Consider the following 16110-nt stretch of genomic DNA (forward strand, 5'->3'; position numbering starts at 1 on the left):
GCCTTAGCATTGCTTCGTACCTCGCGATGAAGATGGTGTTCAGTCTTTAGTCATCAACAACTGTCTCAAATCATCCAAGGTGTTGATTTCACTAGCATTTTTGTCTTTTCGCCAACGTGCGATCCGGGGAAAGCGTAAGGCTAAACCTGCTTTGTGGCGTTTGCTTTCGGCAATGCCTTCAAAAGCAATTTCAAATACCAGCTCTGGTTTAACGGTACGTACAGGTCCAAATTTTTCAATGGCATTTTTATTGACAAAGCTGTTTACTTCCTTAATTTCTTTGTCGGTTAAGCCTGAATAAGCTTTGGCAATGGTAATGAGCTTTTCGCCATCACGTACTGCAAACGTGTAGTCGGTATAGAAATTTGCCCGGCGACCACTACCTTTTTGTGCGTAAATCATCACGGTATCAACGGTATAGGGGTTGATTTTCCATTTCCACCAGTCGCCACGTTTTCTGCCTGAGTGAAAAATGGAATGAAGATTCTTCAACATAATTCCTTCACTGTTGATTTCACGGGCGGTCTCCCTTATTTCGGCCAATTGTTGCCAGCTGCTGAAATTAATGATGGGCGATAGTAATACCTGGTTTTTTTGGCTGAGTTGATTGATGATTTTTTCCAACCAATTCCTTCGTTGCGATAAGGTTGAGGTTCTAATATCTTTTGCTTCATGTTCCAGTAAATCATAGGTGAAAAACCCTATAGGGGCGTTTTCTAGTTGGCTTTTATTGATGGTTTTACGATTTAGGCGCTGTTGTAAGGTGCTAAAGGGCAAAACCTTTCCATCTTTCACGGCAAGGATTTCTCCATCTAGCACGCTTCCATCTGGCAGCTCATCTTTAAGGAAATGTAGTTCAGGAAACTGCTCGGTGACCAATTCTTCACCGCGGCTCCAGATAAACAATTCACCGTTTCGTTTTACGATTTGTCCACGTATGCCATCCCATTTCCATTCGGCCTGCCAAGCTGTAGGATCGCCCAGGTTTTCAGGTTCGGTATCTAAAGCATAGGCAAGGCAAAAGGGGTAGGGCCATGAATTATCGGTGTTTACGTGGCTGCCAGAAGTTAGTTCTATATAGCTAATGCTTTTGGGTTGCCATTTGCCCATAATGCTGTGCATTATTTTGTTGGGATCTTGTTGACTTTGTTTGGCAATGGCATTGACCAGCATTTTATTGGAAACGCCAATTCTGAAATTGCCAGAAATGAGTTTATTAAAAATAAACCTTTCTGCCGTAGTTAGGCTGTTCCAGGCAGTAAGCACATAGTTTTTCTTTTCGTCATCGGTTTTAGCTTGGAGTTCGGCCAGTTCGGCAATCCATTGATGTAGCGGTTTCTCGATGGTATGTTCAGCAGTTGGTAATACTAAAGCTACGGTTTCACTAAGATCGCCCACATTGTGGTAGCTTTCGGTAAACAGCCATTCGGGAATATCGCTAAGGGCTATTGCCCATTGTTTAATCAAATTGGTGGCTACTGGTCGTTTAGGCTTTTTGCCCGTAAATAGCGCTATCACATAAGGTTTATCACGCTCATCGGCTTGGCTAAAATAATTTACCAAGGCCTCTAATTTGTCATTGGTTTTATTGCTTAGTTCCAGTTCCTGTATCAGTTGGGCAAAGCGTTTCATATTTTGGTGCCTTCCTCTTTAATTTCATTTTCATCCGCCTTTTCTTCTGCCTCTTCTTCGTCGCCGTATTGCGTTTTAACCTCTTGGGCACTAATGCCAATTTCATTTAAATACCGACTGAAAATAGCGGTGCTTCCGTGGGTCACCATCACTTTTTCGGCTTCGGTGGCTTTAATTGCCGCTAACAAGCCAGGCCAATCCGCATGGTCGCTAAGTGCAAAACCAGCATCGGCACTGCGCCATCTTCGACCAGCTCTTACGGCCATCCATCCACTGCAGATACCAATGGCAGGATTGATAAGGCTTTTGATCCATCTGCTATCAGCTAATGCAGGAGGCACAATCACTATTCCTTTTTGCAGTTCGTCTTTTTTGATTTCTGGAGAAATTTTGATGGTTGATGGGATGGTTACGCCTGCATCAACAAATGCTTGGTTAAGGTTGGCGATGGTTTGATGTACGTAAATGGGATGATGACCGGCCAGGTGCTTAACTAATCTTTGCGCTTTCCCTAAACTATAAGCAATTAATACGCTGGTTTTGCCTTTTTGATGGTTGCCTGCTACCCAGGCTTTAATGCGGTCAAAAATTTGTTGCTGTGGCTGCCATTTATAGATGGGCAGGCCAAAAGTACTTTCGGTAACGAAGGTATGGCATTTCACAGGCTCAAAAGCGGTACTAATGCCATCATGTTCTGTTTTGTAATCGCCAGAAACCACCACAATTTCCCCTTTGTATTCGAGTTTAACTTGGGCAGAGCCAATCACATGGCCTGCAGGAAACAAGGTGAGCTTTACACCATGAATGTCAATGGTATTTTGGTAGGCTAAGGTTGCTACATTATCCGATAAACCATATCTTTCGGTTAGGATGGGTTTGGTTAAAGTGTGACATAAGTAGCTTTTGTTTCCCCATTTTGCGTGGTCGGCGTGACCGTGTGTAAGCACCGCCTGATCTACGGGCTGCCAAGGGTCAATATAAAAATTACCCTGTTTGCAGTAAATGCCTTTATTGGTGAATTCTATCAATGCCATCATCGTGTATAACGGATATTTTAAACGATAGTTTTGAAAAATTTTATCGGCAAAAATTCCGATAAATTCGATTATCGGCTTTTTTGCCGATATTTTAAATTATCGGTTAATTGCCCGATATTTTGTTTTATCGGCTTTTTTGCCGATATTAGTGTTATGGTTGCAGTAATCACAGGGGATATCATCAATTCGAGGGAATTGCCCGCACAATGGATGGCTACTTTAAAAGATGCTTTATCGGCATTGCCCGAAAAAAACGCTAAATGGGAAATCTTTAGGGGCGATAGTTTTCAGGTCGAGCTGCCTATGGCCGAAGCTCTGCTAAATGCCTTATATATCAAGGCCTGTATCAAAACCATTAAAGGTGCTGATGTAAGAATGAGCATAGGCTTGGGTAAAGTTACCATTGCTTCAGAAAAAGTGACCGAATCTAATGGAGAAGCCTATATCAATTCGGGAGAGGGCTTTGATATGCTTAAAGGCAACAAGGTAAACCTGCTGGTTAAAAGCCCGCTACCAAAGTTTGATGAAGATATGAACCTATATCTCAAACTGGCCTTAATTACCATGGATGGATGGAGCCCAACGGCTTCGGAAGTGGTAAAGCACATGCTCGAAAACTATAACGAAAAGCAGGATAAAATTGCCCAAATATCAGGAAGGAGCCAATCATCGATTAGTGAGGCATTAAAAAGGGCGCATTTTACCGAAATCATGGAATTGGAAAATAAATACAGGGCCTTGGCTACAGAAATCTTTAAAAAATGGAAATAGCATTAATTAAATTCTTGTTGGCCCATGTGCTTGGCGATTTTTTTTTACAGCCCGATAAATGGGTGGCAGAGAAGGAGAAGCTCAAACTAAAATCAAACAAACTGTATTGGCACGTGGCCGTTCATGTGTTGTTGGTTATGGTGATGTTCTTTTCTTTTGATATTTGGCCACAAGCATTAATTATAGGCATAAGCCACTACGCTATAGATGCTTGTAAGCTCATTTTTCAAAAGCCCAGAAATAAAAGGATATGGTTTTTTATAGACCAAGCATTACATATTATCGTAATTATTGCCTGTTGGTTAAGCATGTCAAAATCGGCAAGTATCGATTTTGGTTTTTTACAGGAGCAGAAGTTTTGGGTTTATATTTTTGGGGCATTGTTGCTCAGTTCGCCAACTGCGGTGGTCATTAAGGTAGTTATTGCTAAGTTTATCCCCGACAAAAGCCCTGTTTCTTTACAAAATGCAGGTAAATTTATTGGGATTTTGGAACGTTTGCTAATCTATGTTTTTATACTGACAGGTCATTTTGAGGCGGTGGGTTTTTTACTGGCAGCAAAATCTATTTTTAGGTTTGGTGATTTAAAAGAAGCAAATGAACTTAAATTGACCGAATATGTTTTAATAGGCACTTTATTAAGCTTTGGCATTGCCTTGGCTGTGGCTTTAGTGGTAGCCCATTTAAATTTATAGAGGAAATAACGTTACATTTTTAATCTCGCAGGAATGCAGCCGTTCGAATTAAATAAGACAGACCTTTCTAAATTAAGAAAGGCGATAGAGGGCGATGACCAAGAGCTTAGCGGTATTTTGGCCGAATATCACGCATCGGAAATTGCCATTCTTTTCGATAACATTAAGGCAGAGGACAGGCAGCGCATCATTAACCTGCTGGAGGTAGAAAAAGCATCAGAAGTTATTTCGGAGATGAGTGAGGAAGCTCATCCTGAGGAGCTTTTAATTCAACTGCATCCTGAAAAACGTACCGAAATTGTAGAGGAATTAGATTATGATGATGCAACAGACATCATCTCGCAGCTAGAGGAACACGAACAGCATGAGATTTTAGGAGATTTAAGTAAGGATGATGCTGAAAGTATCCGGAATTTGTTGAGCTACCACGAGGAAACTGCGGGCGGCTTAATGAATACACAGATGATTCAGGTGAACATTAACCTCACCAAAAAGGATGCGATTGACCAGATTATTAAGCAAAGCGAAGAAATTGAGGAGTTTTATACGGTATTTGTGGTAGATGATGAGCATATTTTTAAAGGCATTGTATCCTTAAAAGATATCATTAAAGCCAAAGGGAACGTGAAAATAACGGATATGGTGAAACCTGATGCTGTTTATGTGAATGCTGATACCGACCAGGAGGAAGTGGCGAAACTTTTGTCTCAATATAATTTAACCAGTATTCCTGTGGTTGATAATCATTTGAGATTGTTGGGACGGGTAACTTTTGACGACGTCATTGATGTTCTTGAAGACGAGAACACGGAAGATATCCTTAAAATATCGGGAGTTTCGGAAGATGAGGAACTTGCCGGTAACTGGATAGATGCCGTAAAATCTAGGCTGCCTTGGCTGATCATCAACCTCGGCACCGCTTTTTTAGCTTCGGCAGTAGTGAGGTATTATGAAGATACCTTGGCGCATTTGGCTATCTTATCAGCCTACATGACCATTATTGCCGGTATGGGCGGAAATGCCGCCACACAGGCATTGGCTGTTACGGTAAGGCGTATTTCTTTGTACGACCTAACGGATAAACAGGCGTATAGGGCAGTTTTGAAGGAATTTACGGTAGGAATGATCAATGGCGCCGTAACAGGAGCCATTGTATTGGTTTTTGCTTATTTCTTTGATGCTAATTTAATGCTTGGTGTGGTAATATTTTTGGCCATGACCGGGAATTTAATTATTGCAGGTTTTACAGGTGCCGGTATTCCATTGTTATTGAAAAGGGTAGGTATTGACCCTGCAATTGCATCTTCTATCATCATCACCACTTTTACAGACGTATTTGGGTTTTTGTTGTTGTTGGGCTTGGCGAGTAAGTTATTGTTGTAAATCTTAGCAAAGCTTATGTAGTACGTCATTTCCTCCAAAGTAGGCCCCCTTTGAAGCGTGATTTAAATTTTGCCGCATGAAGATTCCCAATCAGGTTGAAAATGACGTACTGTGAACATCAGATGATTAAACTGCGGTAACCCTTGTTTCTACGTTGCCTTTTGTGGCTTTGGAATAAGGGCAAACAGCATGTGCTTTATCAGCCAGAGCCTGCGCTTCATCTATGCTGATATCTGGAATATGTACGTCCAAATCAGCAGAGAGTGCAAAACCATTGCCGTTTTTGTTAAAAGATATATGCACATTTATACTAGCATTGCTAGCATCCACACCTTGGGGATCTGCTACCGATTGTAGAGCCCCCAAATAACATGCACCCCATGCCGTGGCAAATAACTGCTCGGGATTTGGCGCACCGCCCTGTCCGCCCATTTCCTTAGGCTTTCTTAAATCTGTTTCAAATATGCCGTCACTTGACTTTGCGTGGCCATCTCTACCGCCTATTACGGTAACCGAGGCCGTATATACTTTTTCCATCATGGTCTTTCTTTTTCTGTAAGCAACAAATGAAAGACTTTTTAGTTTGGCAAAGTAACCAGGCTATATCTTGATTTTCTCGGTAAGCTTGAAAATATCGTAGGATACTTTCTGGATCAAATCGAACTGTTCCTCAATTACGATAGCCGTGTTGGAAAGCTGAGGTTCGGGAGGGTTCTTTAACCTGATCAATGGGACGTTGCTTGCTTCAACAACTTCCTTATGGAGGTTTTCACTGGCATTTTCCAACAAGTAGGTGGTATTTTCAGCAATGGGCCTAATTTCCTGATAATTGGTGCAAATGAAATGATGCTCCTTGATGTACAACGATAAACTCGCTACATAAGAAGAAAGCAAGTGGTTGAGTACCGTAAACTGATGTAGCTCTTGCATGTGCACCTGTTTGCTCTTCGGTTCCGAAAACATCCGCTGAAACAATGAAGCCAAATTGGAGCTCTTTACAAAAACCTCTTTTCGGGCCAACTTGTAGCTCGTTAAATCTGAACTATTTTCGAAATGCAATTTGATTACTTCCGCAAAATAATACTTGTTGGCATTAATTATGTCAACCATTGCTTCTTTCACCTTCTCATGCTCCCAATTAGGGAAAAGGGAATAACTGGCCAGTAGGGCAATCCCCGAACCGATTAAGGTATCATAAATTCTTTCTCTGGCAATTGACATGGTACCCATGCCCAAAAATTCGAAGATAATGAGAATATATGGCGTCATGAACAATACACTCACGACGTAGTTTTTGCGCTGGAAACTATAGCCGGCAATCATGAACAAAATGAGGATCACAAATAACGTGTTCTTATCGTGTACGTAATGTAAAATGGCCATTCCTATAAACGCACCGGCAATAGTCCCAATAATACGGTGGTAATTTCGTTCCTTGGTTAAGCTAAATCCAGGTTTCGAGATCACGAGTATGGTCAATAAAATCCAGTAGCTATGGGCAAAATCCAAGCTTCGGGCCACCACAAACCCAATAAACATTACAATGGCCACCCTTACCGAATGTCTGAAAGTGGAAGACTTAAAAGTAAGGTTGTCTAATAATAGTTTAATGTTGATTTCCTGCGAAGTCACAAACTTGGCAACGTCAACATCTCCCTTCTTGATTTTACGTTTTTCCTTCTTGTTAAAATATTGGTTGATGGTTTTGATCCGGCCTACAATGTTCTCGATATTCACCTCAATGTTGCGCAGAGCGATAATGCCCAAAGTGTTGTAAGTCTCACCTTTCTGTTGCTCTAAGTCGCTAATTTCCTGTCTTAGTTTTAACAGGTCGTTTTCTAGATTTTCGGCTAACGTCGGAATACCGCCACTCTTTAAGGCAAAAGCAATATCATCTAATGAATCGGCAATTTTATTGATGGCTTCCTCGTAATGAGATAAAATGCCTATCGAGTCAAATTGCTGGTGTAGTTGTTTATAGTTGTAATAGGTAGACATTACCTGCTCAAACAAATCTACCGTATCGGTAAAAACAATCAGTAAAAACCTGCCCTGTGGGGTCGATTCCCTTACAATTTCCCTTGTTTTAAAAAGCACTTCTCTAACCTCGTCCTGCTTTTGGTGTACGTCTACCTGTAATTGAAGCAAGTCGGCGTAGTTTTTCTCGTAGTTGGTGTTATGGGAGTAAAATTTCGCTTTGGCCCTCAAAAAGTCTGCAATTTCATGTATCGAGTCGCTTAAGGTTTGTTGCGCAAGGCGATACGGGCGCAGCCGATAAATAATGTAGCTCAAAGAGGTGTACCAAATGCTGCCAATAAATACCAATACACTGTAAAAAATCACTTCCTGCCACGGCCTCACGTCATCAATGCTCAAAATCATGATCAGTAAAACCGAAGTGCCGATAGAAGCGGCCCGGTTTCCATATAGGAATAACATGGAAAATACAAAGCTGAAAACTACCACCATAATACCCGTGAAAACATCACTTTTATTGGTTAAGCCTACCACGATACTCACCAAAAATAGTAGAGCAGTAGTAACCAACATGGCGTTTCTACGATGATGGATTGGGCCTGGTGAGTCCACTATGCTCACGCAAAGGGCACCTAGGGATAAAGTCATGCCGTATTGAAGCATCCCAAAGTGAGCCATGATTAGCGAAGGGCAAAGTACACCGAAACTAATTCGGAGACCCTCCGCAAAATAATTGCTCAATAAAAAATCTTGGGTATCTCTAATCGGGCGTTGAAGCATATACAAATCTAACACTATTTGCGCTGAAATGATTTTAAAATGGCGAGAAATAGTCGCTTTTGTCATTTGTAAACTTTTAAGCATATCCATAGCTTAGCGTGAATTTATTTTAGTGCCAAATGATATGAAGGTTGATAAAATTTTGATAATGGGATTGGCTGTTTTGATGTCAACAACCGTTAATGCGCAGGAAAAAAGAGCAAGAGCCCGTGATTTTGGAGTTTTTACAGGCATACTCCACACCGGTAAATATAATGCCATTACTGATGTGGCAGGGGTGAAAGTTGGACATGCAACTTTGATTGAAGGAGACTCTGTAAGAACTGGCGTAACGGCCATCATCCCACATGGGGGGAATGTATTTCAGGACAAACTTCCCGCAGCTATTTACGTAGGCAATGGTTTTGGCAAGTCTATGGGTTTATCTCAAATTAAGGAGTTAGGGAATTTAGAAACGCCAATTTTATTGACCAACACCTTAAATACCCCCTTGGTGGCCAATGCTTTAATTGATTACATGCTTTTGCAACCTGGTAACGAGCAGGTGAGGTCCGTAAATGCCATGGTTGGAGAAACCAATGATGGCGGATTAAATGATATTAGGGGACGCCATGTGCGTGCTGAACATGTTCTGAAAGCCATAAAAGAAGCTAAGGACGGCATGGTAGACGAAGGTTGTGTTGGTGCGGGTACCGGAACCGAAGCATTAGGTTATAAGGGCGGTATTGGAACGTCATCCAGGGTGCTGCCTGCATCAAGAGGCGGCTATACCGTTGGCGTACTGGTGCAATCTAATTTTGGTGGCGTATTACAAATCAACGGAGCGCCGGTAGGTAGGGAGCTAAACAATTTTTACCTAATGGATAAAAGCAAACCTTATAAGGCGGATGGTTCCTGTATGATTATTATTGCTACCGATGCGCCACTTTCCGATAGAAATTTGGAACGGTTAGCAAAGCGGTCTTACATTGCCTTTGGTAACGTGGGTGCTTTTTCTTCCAATGGTAGCGGTGACTATGCGGTAGCGTTTTCTACTTATGAGAAAAACAGAATTCCGTATCAATCCAAAAACAAAGTAAGGAATATAGATGATTTGAATAACGACGAATTATCACCTTTGTTCATGGCGGTTTGGGAGGCAACAGAAGAAGCCTTGTTAAATTCTTTGTTTATGGCTACAGACACCAAGGCGAATGGCCGCGAGGTGAAGGCCTTGCCTATCAAAAAAACATTGGAAATTTTAAAGAAATACAATGCGCTCCATCAAAATGCGCTGCCTAAAGCCATCGAAAAATAGGTGAAATGAATTTTTTTGTTAATAAGTTGCATGTGAATAACTTACAGTACATTTAGGGCAATATGCCGATTCCAGCAAAATAATTAAGTTTTTCAGTTTTTAATGATGTTGGTTAGTGGTAAATATTTGGTTCATAACTTGTTAATAAAATTCAGTTGATTTTCTTGCAAGAAGTGCTTGGCTGTAGTAACTTAGATACTATCAAAACGAAGTACTTTGATCGTCTAAAAAAATCCAAAACGAATGAAGAAGTTGAAAAGCTAAAATCTTCGGGATTAAAAATTGTTTCAGTCTACACATGTTTTTGATAACATGGTAGGTTCATAGAGGTTCAACACCGAAATGAATAAGACAGCAAAACTCAGGTCGTCCGCAAGGAAGGATGGAGAGAAGCAAACGGGTAGAAGTACCTTATGCTGAACAAAAAAATAGACAATGATGGAAAAACTGGAACTCTATGGAGCGAAAGTTAGCAACATCATCTCAAGGCAGAACAATCGAAAGAAAGGGAAGCTAAGAAGGTCAGGTAAAATTCGATTGATAGCTTACCATTGTTTACGAATGAAGGTAAGTTTAAACGGAGAACCAAATCGAAAGAGGAAGTTCTCCGTTTTTTTGTGGACACAAAGTTTGATCTCGTCATCCATCTTTGCTTGATAAGTGCTAAATTTAGATAATCATGGCAAAAAAGGAAAACCCGCAGCTTTTTAAAAAGATATTTGTACTTGATACTTCAGTGATTTTGTACGACCACAACGCAGTCAATAATTTTCAGGAGCATGATGTAGCCGTTCCGGCACTAGTGCTTGAAGAACTGGATAATTTCAAAAGCGGCAATGATACCCGTAATTTCGAAGCCCGTAATTTTATCCGTATCATTGACAGTGCCTCTAAAAATAATTTGCTCAATAAATGGTCGGTATTAAACAAGCAAAGTACCGGAAGGTTTAAAATCCAGATCAACGAACAACCCAGCCAACAAAATGCGGAAACCATGTTTAGCCATGGCAAGTTTGATAATCGGATCCTGAATGCTGCCCTGGTGCTTAAAGAAGAGCATCCCAATCAAAAAGTGGTATTGGTATCGAAAGATATTTGCCTGCGCTTAAAAGCCAAAGCACTGGCGCTGCATGCGGAGGATTACGAGACCGGAAAGGTGAAAAACGTGGAGGAGCTTTATAGCGGTAAAACAATACTGAAAATTTCGGATGCTGCAATGTTGGATGATTTGAAACGGAATAAAGTGATTGATGCCGCATCGTTAGATTTACCGTACACCGTCTCTAATCATTTTTATGTGCTCAAAAATAAACGCAAGGAACAAATTACGTTTTACAACGTAAACGATCATAGCTTGAAACTGGTAAAAGAGGAGCCTGTTTTTGGAGTATCACCACGTAATGCCGAGCAAAGTTTTGCCATAGAGGCCCTGCTAAATCCGGCCATTAAGCTAGTGACCATACAAGGCAACGCCGGAACAGGGAAAACATTACTTGCTTTGGCCAGCGCTTTGGAACAACGCAGAAACTACCGCCAAATTTATATCACTAGGCCAATTGTGCCTTTGAGCAATAAAGATATTGGCTTTTTGCCCGGCGATGTGAAGTCGAAAGTGGATCCGTACATGGCGCCCATTTGGGACAACCTGAAATTTATCCGCGAGCAGTTTGCCAACGATGAAAAAATGCAGCACAAGATAGATGAACTGGTGAGTACAGAAAAAATTGAAATCGCTCCTTTGGCCTTTATTCGCGGTAGAACTTTGAATAAGATTTTCTTTATGGTAGACGAAGCCCAAAATCTTACACCTCACGAAATTAAAACCATCATTAGCCGTGCAGGCGAGGATACCAAAATTGTATTTACAGGAGATGTATATCAGATAGACACGCCTTATCTGGATTCGGAAAGTAATGGTTTGTCTTATCTCATTGAAAACGCTAAAAATCATCCCTTGTACGCCCACATTACGCTACAAAAAGGCGAACGCAGTGAGCTGGCCAATTTAGCAACGGAACTGTTGTAATTAACTAATGAGATGATGTAATAATTTGTTGATTAGCTAATTGTCTAACGAACGAAGCAATACGGTGAAAATCTACAAATATCAAAGGAACAGTTCAAATATTATCAAATGACCTCACTAACCAATTAACTAATGAGATGATGTAATAATTTGTTGATTAGCTAATTGTCTAACGAACGAAGCAATACGGTGAAAATCTACAAATATCAAAGGAACAGTTCAAATATTATCAAATGACCTCACTAACCAATTAACTAATGAGATGATGTAATAATTTGTTGATTAGCTAATTGTCTAACGAACGAAGCAATAGGGTGAAAATCTAAAAATATCAAAGGAACAGTTCAGATATTATCAAATGACCTCATTAACCAATTAGCTAATTCCCTAATGATGTTTCTTTAAATTCTGATAGCAAATCACAATAGACACGCAAGTAAGTACGGCTCCCATCATAAACGGGGCTCCTGGAAAATAAATGCTGGTTTGCTTGCTGGTGAAATGTGCAAAAAGGTACGACATCAATAATGGACCGATGATACTTGCCAGGCTCATGAAACTGGTCATAATCCCCTGTAGTTCGCCTTGTTCATCTGGTTTTACCTGGGTAGAAATTATCCCCTGTATGGCTGGTCCGGTAATGCCTGCCAACGCATAAGGTACCATAAACGCAAACATCATCCATCCTTTACTGGCAAATGCAAATAAGACAAAGCCCAATACATATAAAGATAAGCCAAACATGATCGACTTTTTCTGGCCAAATTTTGGAATAATAATGCGGATTAATCCACCCTGTACAATGGCTACAGTTAACCCAACAAATCCTAGCGAATAACCAATCCAAGTTTCGTTCCAGTGAAACTTCTCTTGGGTGTAAAATGACCAAACGGTTTGGGTTGATTGTGCGGCAATGAACAAGATCAGTAGCGCTGCCAGTAATCCCAATAAAGAAGGATAACGTTTAATTTGCATTAAAGCACCAACCGGGTTAGCTCTTTTCCATTCAAATTTGCGCCTGTTTTCCTTTTTTAAAGACTCTGGAAGGATAAAATAGCCATACAGCCAATTGATCAGTGAAAGTCCTCCGGCAATCATGAAAGGTACCCTTGTACCAAATTGGCTGAATACTCCACCAATTACGGGACCTATGATAAAGCCTAATCCAAATGCCGCACCAATTAATCCGAAGTTTTGCGCCCTTTTTTCTGGGGTGCTTACGTCGGCTATGTAGGCCGAAGCAGTGGTGATACTTGCGCCACATATCCCTGCAATGATACGCCCAAGAAATAGCAGGGAGATGGTATGGGCAAATGCCAAAAAGAAATAATCTACAGCCATGCCAAATAAAGAGATCAGCAACACTGTTCGGCGGCCTGTTTTATCGCTCAAAGCACCAAGGATCGGAGAACAGGCAAACATCATTAACGAATATACGGTGAGTAAAAATCCGCCATACTCAGACGCTTCACTTAACGTTGCGCCGGTAAGTTCTTTGATGAGGGCCGGCATAATGGGAATAATGATGCCAAAACCTATACAGTCGAAGAGGATGGTTACCAGTATAAAGAATACACCAGCATTTCTGTTATTTGCCATGAAATTTTTTTTGAGGAAACAAAGTTAACCTAAAACAGCACTTTTAGTGCTGTAAAAAATAAATTTTTATGTGGGGCAACAAATAGGTAAAATAGCGGCTGGTTTTTGTCAAACTTCCCATTTATTTGGTGTTTTTAAGCTACAGAATTATATTTTGATGATTTATTTAATAATTTGTAAATCAATATATTTGAGCGGTTTTATTTAAAGTTTTTATTTTGATATTGCTTAATGACAGTGGTGCAAAACGCTCAAAAATGCAGAATAAAATTCTGTTTAAATGGTTAAGTTGCTTTTTTATAGATAGTTATGATATTTAAATAGAGGTTTACTGCTGTCTTTGGTAGGCGGCTATAAAATCGCCTCTCATCACTTTGAAACGCTCTACTACTGTTTCTATAAATTCTTCATCAATGATTTGGAATACTTCGTTTACGCCCCCTCCCGTAAGGTCTAGTTCCGAGATTTTGTAGCTCTGTTCATAAGGGCCCTGCTCAAACTTTACGATAAATTTTTGGTTCATGCTGAAAATGCTAATCTTGCATTGCGGATGTGGTAGTTCTGCTATAATTCTCATTGTTCTTTTTCGATTTTAGTTTTTTGTGAGGTTTTGGTATTGGCAATGCTCGAGCAAATCCACGGTCTGAAATCATCGAGCACTGCCAATGCCTAAATTGGGCTAAAGTTTTACGCCCATTTCTTTAAGTAGGAAATCTGCCTGGTCAATTTTGGATGCCGCCCAAAGCACATATCGGATGTCTACACCTATAGAGCGGCTGTAGCTTTCGTTCCAGGCATAGTCGTTGATGGTGGCTCCGTAGGCGCGGTCAAAGTTTACGCCAATCAATTCGCCATTAGCGTTCATGATCGGGGAGCCCGAATTTCCGCCCGTAGTGTCCATGTTGTAAAGGAAAGCAACGGGAACGTCGTTTAGCTCTTTCTTGGCAAATGGACCAAAGTCTTTTTTGTTCCATAGCGCTTTAATGATGTTCGGATAGTAGAAGTCGGGGTTGCCGGTAGCGCCCTTTTCCAATATTCCCTTAATGGTCGTGTATGGCGACATATAGGTCGCATCAACAGGGGAGTAGCCGCGTACATAGCCGTAGGTTAAACGCAAGGTGCTGTTTGCATCCGGAATGAAGCCCTTCTTTAAGAATTTTTCTTTTACATTCACATAATCGCCCATCAATTTGTTCAGTAATCCATCCCTGCGATCTTTTTCTGGCTTTAATTCGCTTATTTGACGGGCAATGTCACGTTCCAACAGCAGTAGTCCATCGTTGTATTCGGTTAGGGCTTTTGGAGATTTGAGAAGGCTGTTAAACACGTAATCCTGATCTTTTAGCTTTGTCAAACCAAAAGTGTCGTTGATGTAATCATTAGCCATTGTTTCGCTGTTGCTCCCACGGTTAATGATTTTATCGATTGCGGTAACTCTTTGGTTTGGCGTAAAAGCTACAGCATCCATCATCATTCGTTTGAAGATACGTCTGTCTGCATCAATATCGTATGCTTCGTAAATGGTATTTAGCGCTTGTTTAAGCTTGCCAATGTTGTTCTCGAAATAACTTTGTTTTTGAGCTGCAGGTTGCTGGTTGAGATTGCTTTTGAAGATGTTGATGTTCTTAGCAACGTTCAATAGGCTGGTAGAGGTGTAGATTTGGCCCAACCAAAGGTCTCTGTTGGCATCGCCATTAATGATTTTGTATAGCTGGTCAATGTTGGCCATCAAGTTTCCGTATTGTGCTTTTACATCGCTATTGTTGTTGATGAATTGCGCTAGAGCGGCATCTTCTTCTTGTTTTTTAGCTACAAGGTCAATTCCTTTTATTCCAGTCAATTTGCCTCGATAGTTTTTCATCACATTTGCATTGCGCTTAATGCGTGTGGCAAGCCTGATTTCGGTAGCCTTGTCTTTTTTGCCCACGTTTTCCATGGTGGTGTTTTGGAAATCGTATAGGTCTGACGTGTACGGCAGTACATATTTGGCTTGATAGTCAATAAATTGCGCAGGGCGATGACGGAAAGTTCTTCCGGGATAACCCAAAATGAAAACGAAATCTTCTTCGTTGGTGCCACTAGCATTTACCTTTAATGATTTTTTAGGTTTAAACGGTATGTTGTCCTTGCTGTACTTTGCTGGTTTGCCGTCTTTGCCTACATAAGCTCTCATAAACGAGTAGTCGCCAGTATGACGAGGCCATACCCAGTTGTCCGTTTCTCCACCAAATTCGCCAATCTGACGGTTGGGTACGTAAACCAGTCTTACGTCTTGGATGGTTTTGTATCTAAACAGCACGTAAGTCTTACCAATAAACATTTCCGATACCTCGGCCTTGATGCTTGGGTCTTTTTGTTCTGCTTCCGCTGCAATGTTCTTCATTTGGTTGTTGATCATTTGCAGGCGGGTAGCTGGATCTTCAATGTTTTTTACGGCTCCTAATATTCGATCAGAAACATCTTCATAGCTGTCTGTAATACGGCAAGTTAAGCCCTTTGCTTCAATTTCTTGTTCACGTGTTCTGGCTACAAACCCTTTGTTTAGGTAATCGTTTTCAGGAGTGCTTGCCAGTTGCACAGCACTAAATGCACAGTGGTGATTGGTGATGATCAGTCCTTCGTCTGATACAAACGATCCCGTACATCCACCAACGTTAACCAAGGCATCTACCAAGCTGATGCCATTGGGGTTATATACTTCATTTTGATCAATTTTTAAACCAGCTTTCTTTAAATCTAATTTGCTGATTTCGCTCAAAGGAAACATTCCTTCATCACGTAGTTTGTAGCCCAAATGGCTCAAACCACCAATGAGAAGTAAAGTAATTAATAAGCTTTTTTTGTTCATTGTGTTGTTAGTTAAGTCCTAATCCGTCAAAACTAAGGAAATTGTTTTACCCAAACCACAGATGT

General features: G+C 40.8%; 12 protein-coding genes. 5 read left to right on the plus strand and 7 right to left on the minus strand.

The features are described from left to right. Window positions 1-39: 39 nt before the first annotated feature. Entirely contained in the window at window positions 40-1632 is a 1593-nt protein-coding gene (locus DUT71_RS03995) for an ATP-dependent DNA ligase (protein ID WP_113661245.1), read from the minus strand. After that, entirely contained in the window at window positions 1629-2669 is a 1041-nt protein-coding gene (locus DUT71_RS04000) for a ligase-associated DNA damage response exonuclease (protein ID WP_317048846.1), read from the minus strand. Before DUT71_RS04000 ends, DUT71_RS03995 begins: the two co-directional genes overlap by 4 nt. A gap of 153 nt (window positions 2670-2822) precedes the next feature. On the opposite strand from DUT71_RS04000, the gene DUT71_RS04005 reads away from it, so the two are divergent. Genes DUT71_RS04005 through mgtE form a run of 3 tightly spaced genes read left to right on the plus strand, consistent with a single transcriptional unit; the run spans window position 2823 to window position 5518 of the window. Next, complete coding sequence (locus DUT71_RS04005; protein ID WP_113661246.1) at window positions 2823-3440, plus strand: transcriptional regulator; 618 nt, start codon at window positions 2823-2825, stop codon at window positions 3438-3440. Continuing rightward, window positions 3431-4135: a DUF3307 domain-containing protein gene (locus DUT71_RS04010; protein WP_113661247.1), complete on the plus strand. Its 705-nt coding sequence runs from the start codon at window positions 3431-3433 to the stop codon at window positions 4133-4135. The genes DUT71_RS04005 and DUT71_RS04010 overlap by 10 nt, the downstream gene beginning before the upstream one ends. Before the next feature lie 33 nt (window positions 4136-4168). Further along, on the plus strand, window positions 4169-5518 hold the full coding sequence (gene mgtE, locus DUT71_RS04015; protein ID WP_113661248.1) for a magnesium transporter: 1350 nt from the start codon (window positions 4169-4171) through the stop codon (window positions 5516-5518). 126 nt (window positions 5519-5644) lie between these two features. On the opposite strand, the gene DUT71_RS04020 is transcribed toward mgtE, so the two are convergent. Together DUT71_RS04020 and DUT71_RS04025 are read right to left on the minus strand one after the other, a co-directional pair. Then, window positions 5645-6058, minus strand: coding sequence for an organic hydroperoxide resistance protein (locus tag DUT71_RS04020; protein WP_317048847.1), 414 nt, complete (start codon window positions 6056-6058; stop codon window positions 5645-5647). Between the two features lie 60 nt (window positions 6059-6118). Beyond that, on the minus strand, window positions 6119-8341 hold the full coding sequence (locus DUT71_RS04025) for an FUSC family protein (RefSeq protein ID WP_240186846.1): 2223 nt from the start codon (window positions 8339-8341) through the stop codon (window positions 6119-6121). Between the two features lie 58 nt (window positions 8342-8399). Between DUT71_RS04025 and DUT71_RS04030 the strand changes: the two genes are divergently transcribed. Together DUT71_RS04030 and DUT71_RS04035 are read left to right on the plus strand one after the other, a co-directional pair. After that, complete coding sequence (locus DUT71_RS04030) at window positions 8400-9572, plus strand: DmpA family aminopeptidase (protein WP_113661249.1); 1173 nt, start codon at window positions 8400-8402, stop codon at window positions 9570-9572. 679 nt (window positions 9573-10251) lie between these two features. Further along, window positions 10252-11598 carry a PhoH family protein gene (locus DUT71_RS04035; protein ID WP_113661250.1) on the plus strand — a complete coding sequence of 449 codons (1347 nt, stop codon included), beginning with the start codon at window positions 10252-10254 and terminating at the stop codon, window positions 11596-11598. A 387-nt stretch (window positions 11599-11985) separates the two neighbouring features. Here the strand turns inward: DUT71_RS04035 and DUT71_RS04040 are convergent, their stop codons facing one another. From DUT71_RS04040 to DUT71_RS04050, 3 genes are all read right to left on the minus strand, one after another. Beyond that, the gene (locus DUT71_RS04040; RefSeq protein ID WP_113661251.1) at window positions 11986-13197 is read right to left on the minus strand and encodes a TCR/Tet family MFS transporter; all 1212 of its coding nucleotides are present in this window, start codon (window positions 13195-13197) and stop codon (window positions 11986-11988) included. Between the two features lie 328 nt (window positions 13198-13525). Further along, the gene (locus DUT71_RS04045) at window positions 13526-13774 is read right to left on the minus strand and encodes a hypothetical protein (RefSeq protein WP_113661252.1); all 249 of its coding nucleotides are present in this window, start codon (window positions 13772-13774) and stop codon (window positions 13526-13528) included. Window positions 13775-13876: 102 nt separating this feature from the next. Further along, window positions 13877-16045: a S46 family peptidase gene (locus DUT71_RS04050; protein ID WP_113661253.1), complete on the minus strand. Its 2169-nt coding sequence runs from the start codon at window positions 16043-16045 to the stop codon at window positions 13877-13879. Between the last annotated feature and the right edge of the window lie 65 nt (window positions 16046-16110).

It is taken from the genome of Pedobacter nanyangensis (genome assembly GCF_003313505.1).
Classification (GTDB): Bacteria; Bacteroidota; Bacteroidia; order Sphingobacteriales; family Sphingobacteriaceae; genus Pedobacter; species Pedobacter nanyangensis.

What these genes read in the sequence shown, in the direction of transcription:
- DUT71_RS03995 (WP_113661245.1), bottom strand. Translation starts at nt 1,632, where the DNA reads ATGAAACGCTTTGCCCAACTGATACAGGAACTGGAACTAAGCAATAAA.
- DUT71_RS04000 (WP_317048846.1), bottom strand. Translation starts at nt 2,669, where the DNA reads ATGATGGCATTGATAGAATTCACCAATAAAGGCATTTACTGCAAACAG.
- DUT71_RS04005 (WP_113661246.1), top strand. Translation starts at nt 2,823, where the DNA reads ATGGTTGCAGTAATCACAGGGGATATCATCAATTCGAGGGAATTGCCC.
- DUT71_RS04010 (WP_113661247.1), top strand. Translation starts at nt 3,431, where the DNA reads ATGGAAATAGCATTAATTAAATTCTTGTTGGCCCATGTGCTTGGCGAT.
- mgtE (WP_113661248.1), top strand. Translation starts at nt 4,169, where the DNA reads ATGCAGCCGTTCGAATTAAATAAGACAGACCTTTCTAAATTAAGAAAG.
- DUT71_RS04020 (WP_317048847.1), bottom strand. Translation starts at nt 6,058, where the DNA reads ATGATGGAAAAAGTATATACGGCCTCGGTTACCGTAATAGGCGGTAGA.
- DUT71_RS04025 (WP_240186846.1), bottom strand. Translation starts at nt 8,341, where the DNA reads ATGACAAAAGCGACTATTTCTCGCCATTTTAAAATCATTTCAGCGCAA.
- DUT71_RS04030 (WP_113661249.1), top strand. Translation starts at nt 8,400, where the DNA reads ATGAAGGTTGATAAAATTTTGATAATGGGATTGGCTGTTTTGATGTCA.
- DUT71_RS04035 (WP_113661250.1), top strand. Translation starts at nt 10,252, where the DNA reads ATGGCAAAAAAGGAAAACCCGCAGCTTTTTAAAAAGATATTTGTACTT.
- DUT71_RS04040 (WP_113661251.1), bottom strand. Translation starts at nt 13,197, where the DNA reads ATGGCAAATAACAGAAATGCTGGTGTATTCTTTATACTGGTAACCATC.
- DUT71_RS04045 (WP_113661252.1), bottom strand. Translation starts at nt 13,774, where the DNA reads ATGAGAATTATAGCAGAACTACCACATCCGCAATGCAAGATTAGCATT.
- DUT71_RS04050 (WP_113661253.1), bottom strand. Translation starts at nt 16,045, where the DNA reads ATGAACAAAAAAAGCTTATTAATTACTTTACTTCTCATTGGTGGTTTG.